The sequence below is a fragment of the Alcanivorax sp. HI0083 genome (assembly GCF_001635175.1).
This window is the reverse complement of the sequence record NZ_LWFX01000996.1, coordinates 1-5,515: the sequence shown is the minus strand read 5'-3', so window position 1 is coordinate 5,515 and position 5,515 is coordinate 1. Positions and strand designations below refer to the sequence as shown.

The 5,515-nt window shown below is 60.6% G+C and carries 3 protein-coding genes; all 3 read right to left on the bottom strand.

The window, feature by feature from the left end:
• On the bottom strand, positions 1–2,643 hold a 2,643-nt coding region (locus A3754_RS12025; RefSeq protein WP_063519879.1), incomplete at its 3' end, for a tetratricopeptide repeat protein.
• Positions 2,640–3,509 (bottom strand): hypothetical protein, encoded by an 870-nt coding sequence (locus A3754_RS12020; protein ID WP_063519878.1) that lies wholly within the window; start codon positions 3,507–3,509, stop codon positions 2,640–2,642. The genes A3754_RS12025 and A3754_RS12020, both read right to left, overlap by 4 nt.
• Positions 3,481–5,515, bottom strand: a 2,035-nt coding sequence (locus A3754_RS27685) for a hypothetical protein (protein ID WP_063519877.1), incomplete at its 5' end; no start/stop codon positions are given. The genes A3754_RS27685 and A3754_RS12020, both read right to left, overlap by 29 nt.

Here is a 5,515-nt window from a genome sequence, read left to right as displayed (position 1 = left end):
GCTGTTATGGCTGTAACCAATTTCTGCCCAGCCCTGCAAACGGTGCGGACGAATATGCACATCCGGCTGGCCCAGCAGGAACACCACTTCCGATTCGTGATAGTCCTGCGGCAGCGGTAACGTCTGGGCGCCGGGCGGCAGCAAGGCACGTACTTCGGCCATGCTGTCGTTGCCGGCGGTAAAGTCCGCCTGGGTATGCCTCACCCGCACCCCGGGAGAGAAGCGCGACAACCAGGGGCGCCAGGTACTCTGGGCATTAATGATGCTGCCGCTGCCCAGATCACTGTCATTGAGATCCTGATAGTCATAGTTGGCCCAATCCACGCTGCTTTGCCAGGTAGAGGATGGCGTCCAGTTCAGCAACCACTGGCTACCGGTACGCGACGCACCGAGAATCAGCAGGGACGACTCATCCGCCGGCATTCGCCATTGGTAATTCAGGCTACCGGACCAGTACCGCGTCCAGTTCGCGCCCAGCTCCAGATCCGCCATGGTTTCGCTGTTGCCCAACAGGTTGCGCTGGCCCAGCTCCAGGCGGCTGCGGAACCGTTCGCGCTGGTAAGCCAGCGCCATCGACAGCCGCTGCTCGTCATCACTGATTTGCAGCAGTTCGTCATCATTGCTGCTGAAATTGCGCTGGCGGGCTTTCACAGACAGCTGGGTGAAATCACTGAGCGGCTGGTACTGCACAAACTGCAGATCCTGAATATCCAGCGCCCCCAAACGGCGCTGTTCAATATGAAACTGTGACGAGCGGGCCGTGGGCAATAGCAGGCTTTCCTGCAGGTTATTGCTGCCGGCCAGTTCCGGCGACCCGGCCTGAATGGCCATGAAGGTACTGGCAGCACGGCGCGGCTCATCCAGCCGCACCTGGGCTTCCAGCTGCTCGGACAGGGTAAGCTGGCCCTGATACTGCTCACGGATCTGCGCCACCGCGTCCAGATCATCCTGCACCAGGGCAAAAGCCAGTGCCGAGCCGGCTTTGAGTGCCCCTTGCGCCTGCTGTTTACGCAAATACCAACTCTGGGCCAGCAAGGGCTCTGACTGCCCGATCGCCCATTGCGCCAACCACTCGGCCCGGGCCACTGGATCACTGTCCATGCCTTGCGTTTGTGCCCGGGCCAGCTTCAGTGAGGTATCGCCATCGTCAAACAACAGACTCAGCGTCAATTGCATGTCCCGGTAAATGGCCTGCTTTTGCGGCTCCACCGTCAAGGGCAATTGTTCCTTGAGGTGCCGCAGCACCGGCCAGGCCTGCCCGTTTCGACCGGCGGCAATCAACGCCTGGGCGTAATACCACTGGCGCTCCCAGTTCCGGGGTGCGGTTTTCAGCAATTCGGTTTCATAGCGCAGGGCCTGTTCCGCATTGCCCAATGCCATGTGTGACGCCGACAGCACTTCCCAGTAGCGCCGGTCACTGCGGATCACATCTTCCCAGGTGACCAGAGCTTGTCGCAGCTCCCGGTCCTGGCCGGTGGCAACCAGTAGCCACATCCAGCTGATCCGGGTTTCCCGGTCATTGGCGTTCAAAGCTAACGCTTTCTGCAGCCAGTGCTGCGCGGCTTGCGTGTCACCGCGACGCAATTGCAGGTTGGCGTAGAAGCGCAGAAATTCCGGAGTCTGCATCAGCGTTTGCCACTGCTCTTCACTCAACCCTGCCAGGAAAGCATCAATAGCCTCATCATCGCGGCGATCGTTCAGCTGGTAGAGCGCCCCCAGGGCAAATTGCGGATTGCGGTTCTTCTGCCAGGCCCGACCCATCAGTGATGCCACCCGATCCGGGCGGTAATAACGGGCCAGCGTGATGTATTGGTACAAATCGGTAATCTGGTCGTCGTCGTGATCCACCAATTGCTGGTAACGATCCAGCGCCAGATCCCACTCGCCCAACTCTGCGGCCATCACCGCAATGCGCCGGGACAGTGCCGGCGAATAGGCCAATTCACTGGCATCACGGTCCAGGTCCTGCAGGGCTTTTTCGCGCTGGCCATCCAGCCAGAACAGGTCTGCCGCCTGGGCCGCCATGGCTTCCTCCGGGCCAAAGCGGTCCATGTATTCGCGGGAGTAGCGCGCAGCCCGCACATCCTCACCCTGGTTCAGGGCGAGCCGCTGCATTTCGCGCAATGCGGCCTTGCTGGGATAACGCCGGCGCCAGTCTGCGAAGAAGCGCAGGCCCTCATCCGGTTGGCCCAGCAGCTCATACTGCTGGCTGATGGTGGCAATGATGTCGGCATCGTAGGGAGAGGCGCTCAACAGCGCCTTGTTGGCCCGCAGCGCGAGGCGGTTGCTGTAAGTCAGCGGTGCCAACACCAGCACCTGCTTCCAGGCCTCCGGATCATTACTGCGCAAGGCCACCTGTCGCCAGGCTTTCAGCGAGGTTTCCGGATCCCCCTGCCAACGGGATATCTCCGCCAGCCGACGCCACCAGCGTTCATCATCCGGGCGCCAGTAAAGGGCGTTCTCGGCCACCTGCCTGGCCCGAACCAGGTTCCCCGACCCCACGAACACCTGGTAGCTGCGGTCGTAGTAGCGCTCCACATAGGGCGCCGGCGTGTCCGCATGGGCAAGCGGCACGGCAGACAACAGTGCGAGGGGGAAGATCGCCGCATGGAGCCATTGTCGTATCCGCGGGCGGCGGGTCATCGGCTACCCTCCACGGACGGCAAGCTTAGCAACAACACCGCGTAGTGCTCGGCCACCGGCATGTTGCCGCCCGCCTGGGCCAGGGTCATCAAGCGATACAACACGGCCTTGTCGTGATAGAAAGCGCGCTCACGGGCCTGAGCTAAACGCAGCGCCTTGTCATGCAGGCTGCCCGCTTGCAGCGCGTTGAGTGCAGCCAGGAAATAGCGCTTGCGCACCGTGTAATTGCCGCGTGCGTCCATGGCCGCAATGTAGGCATCCGCAGACTCGGAATAGCGCCCGTGGGCGAGCAGCACTTTTGCCGCCTTGACGTGCCACTGGCTGGGGTTGGCCGCACTATCCGCCAACCGGCGATAGGCTTGCACCGCCAGGTCCACGCTACCCATGGCCAGGGCCATGTCAGCGAAGCGGATGCGTTTTTCACTGTTCAGGGCGGCCCAGTCAATCGCGCGCAAACGGGTCAGGGTTTCATGTTCAAGCATGGTGCCACGGCGATTGTCGGCGTCTATGGCCATCAAACGGGTAAAATCCCGGCGCAATTCCAGCCAGGCGATCTGGGTGTCATAGCGGCCATTGGTATCAGCAGCCACGATTTGCAGCTGGTCATCCGCCGCCACAAAGTTACCTTGCAGAATCAACTCCCGTGCCATCAACAAACGTAGCTCATGGTCATCCGGTTTGGCTTTCAGCCAGGCTTGCATATAGCTGAATGTCACCGCGTCCAGACGCGCAGTACGCAGGGATGAGGACAAGTCCCGCGGGAACAGCATCCAGCACACCACGCCGATAAGAATCAGAAAGGCGAATAATTCCGGTAGCCCAACAACCCGCAGCCGTTCAGTGCGGACATTGTAGCCGTAGCTCATTGAGCCCACGCGCCGCACTCCTGTAGTGATATAACCGGCCTTCCCTGCCGGCAGGTTTGAGTGTTGTTCCCTGATGAGACAAGGTGCAGCCCCGGGCATTGCCCAGGGTAAAGTCCAGTGGCGCCATGGCTTTCAGGGAAAAACGCAGGTTTCGTCCGTCGCGGGAAAAGGCCGTTAGCCGACCATTTGCCTGCTGCAAATACGGCACCCTGCTGTCCTGGTCGCTGGATGCCTGACCTCGCCAATGGGCGTTCGCACCGCTCAAATGCACATAACGCCCGGGCTTGTCTTCACGGTAGCCGGCCACACCGCTGCTTTGTGCCAACGCGGGAAGCGCCAGCCCGTCCGGCAGCCGTAACGTACGTAGCTGGCCGTTGCCCTGAATCCACCATTGATCACCCCGGCGGCCAATCACCATATCGTTGAAATCCAGCACCTTGCGACTGTAGTCCGACGCGAACAGCGGAAAATACGGCTGCTCACTGGCCCATTGATACACCCGTCGCAGGGACTCCAGTGAGGCATTCTTGCTGGCGATATAGGTGTGGTAGTAAATATCCACCGGTTTAAAACGATGGGGCGTTTCGGTCAGCTTGAAGGTTTCGATAACCCGCTCAAAGCCATAGAAAGGCCCGGTCCACTCATTGGTATAAATATTTTCATTCTGGTTGGGCGCGTAGACCTGGTATTCATCCCCTTTCGGGATACCAATGCCCTTCACCAGCGTCCAGGTGGGGGCACTGTTGGTGATGATCGTATCGCTGCCATTCATGTTCAACAGGCCGCCCTCACGGGCCGCTTTCAGCGCTTCCGGTGTGGGAATGGTGTCTCCACTCCACAGCACCATGCGGGTCTTCTTGCCCGGCGGCAACAGCTCGCGTTCGATATAGTTTGCCGAGCCCACCACTTCGCGCACCGGGTCCATGCGGTAGTCCGGCAGCGGCAGTCGCAGCTGCCCTTCCGGCCCGTACAGTTCCCCGGGGTTTGCCTGGGCGTCGTACCAAAAAAAAGGATGCGAGTAAGTGTGTGTTGCCGCTTCCACATGGGGCAGGGCAAACATGGCACGGGCAATACGCTGCAGCTCCGGCGCCATTTTTGGATACAACCCCTCGCTGGACACTTCCCCTTCAATCACGGAAATGGTGGTGGGGATATCAAACTTCTCGAGAATTTCATCCAGTAGCACCAGGGCATCCGCTTTCCCCCGGTACCCTTCCACTTCCGCCAGGCTGGGGAAGCCATCGCCGTCCATGTGCGCAAACAACAGTCGCCGGCCATTTTCGGTGGTCACGTCAGGAATCGGCATGTCGGGCAATTGCAGGGCGTCACGAGTGAAGGTGAGCGGATTAAGCACCCAGCGATCCCCGCCGCCGGTCTTCACCCCTGGTAGTGCGGCACGAATCAGGAAAGGCTGAAAGGCGTAGCCGCCCCAGGGCGTTACCGCCACCGGAGTAAAGGTCTGATTTTCACTACGTAATTTTAACCAGGGGGTGGCGTTGTCGTTATCCACCGGCGCAGACAACTCCAGCAGTTTCGGTAAGGTAACTTCAAACCCCATGTCCGGGTGCTGAGAGACAATCTGTGGCGGGCTTGCCGGCGTGTTGCGCGACTCAAAACCGAAGTCCCGGGCATGGGGGCCCTGCGGGTCAATGGCGGGATAACCCAGCATCAGGATGGGCACGCCGGCCTCTTTCTGTTGTGCCAGCCAGTCTTCAAAGCCATCGCTGGCGACTTCCGAATCTTCCAGCCAGATAACAATGCCCGCATAACGGCCGGCCAGCGTGCCCGCCGGCATGGGCGCATCCACCGCACGAATATCCGGCACCAGGCCCTGAAACTGCAGGGGCATCAGCCCGTAGCGCACCGCATCGGTCAATTCCCAGGTGCGCTCCTCGCTGCCGCCGTATACCAGCAGCACCTGGCGGGGCAGGATTTCCAGCTCCCCCACGCCCATCATGTCCAGCGCCGGGTTGGTGACCCAGGGAATCACGTTATGCCGGGCAATG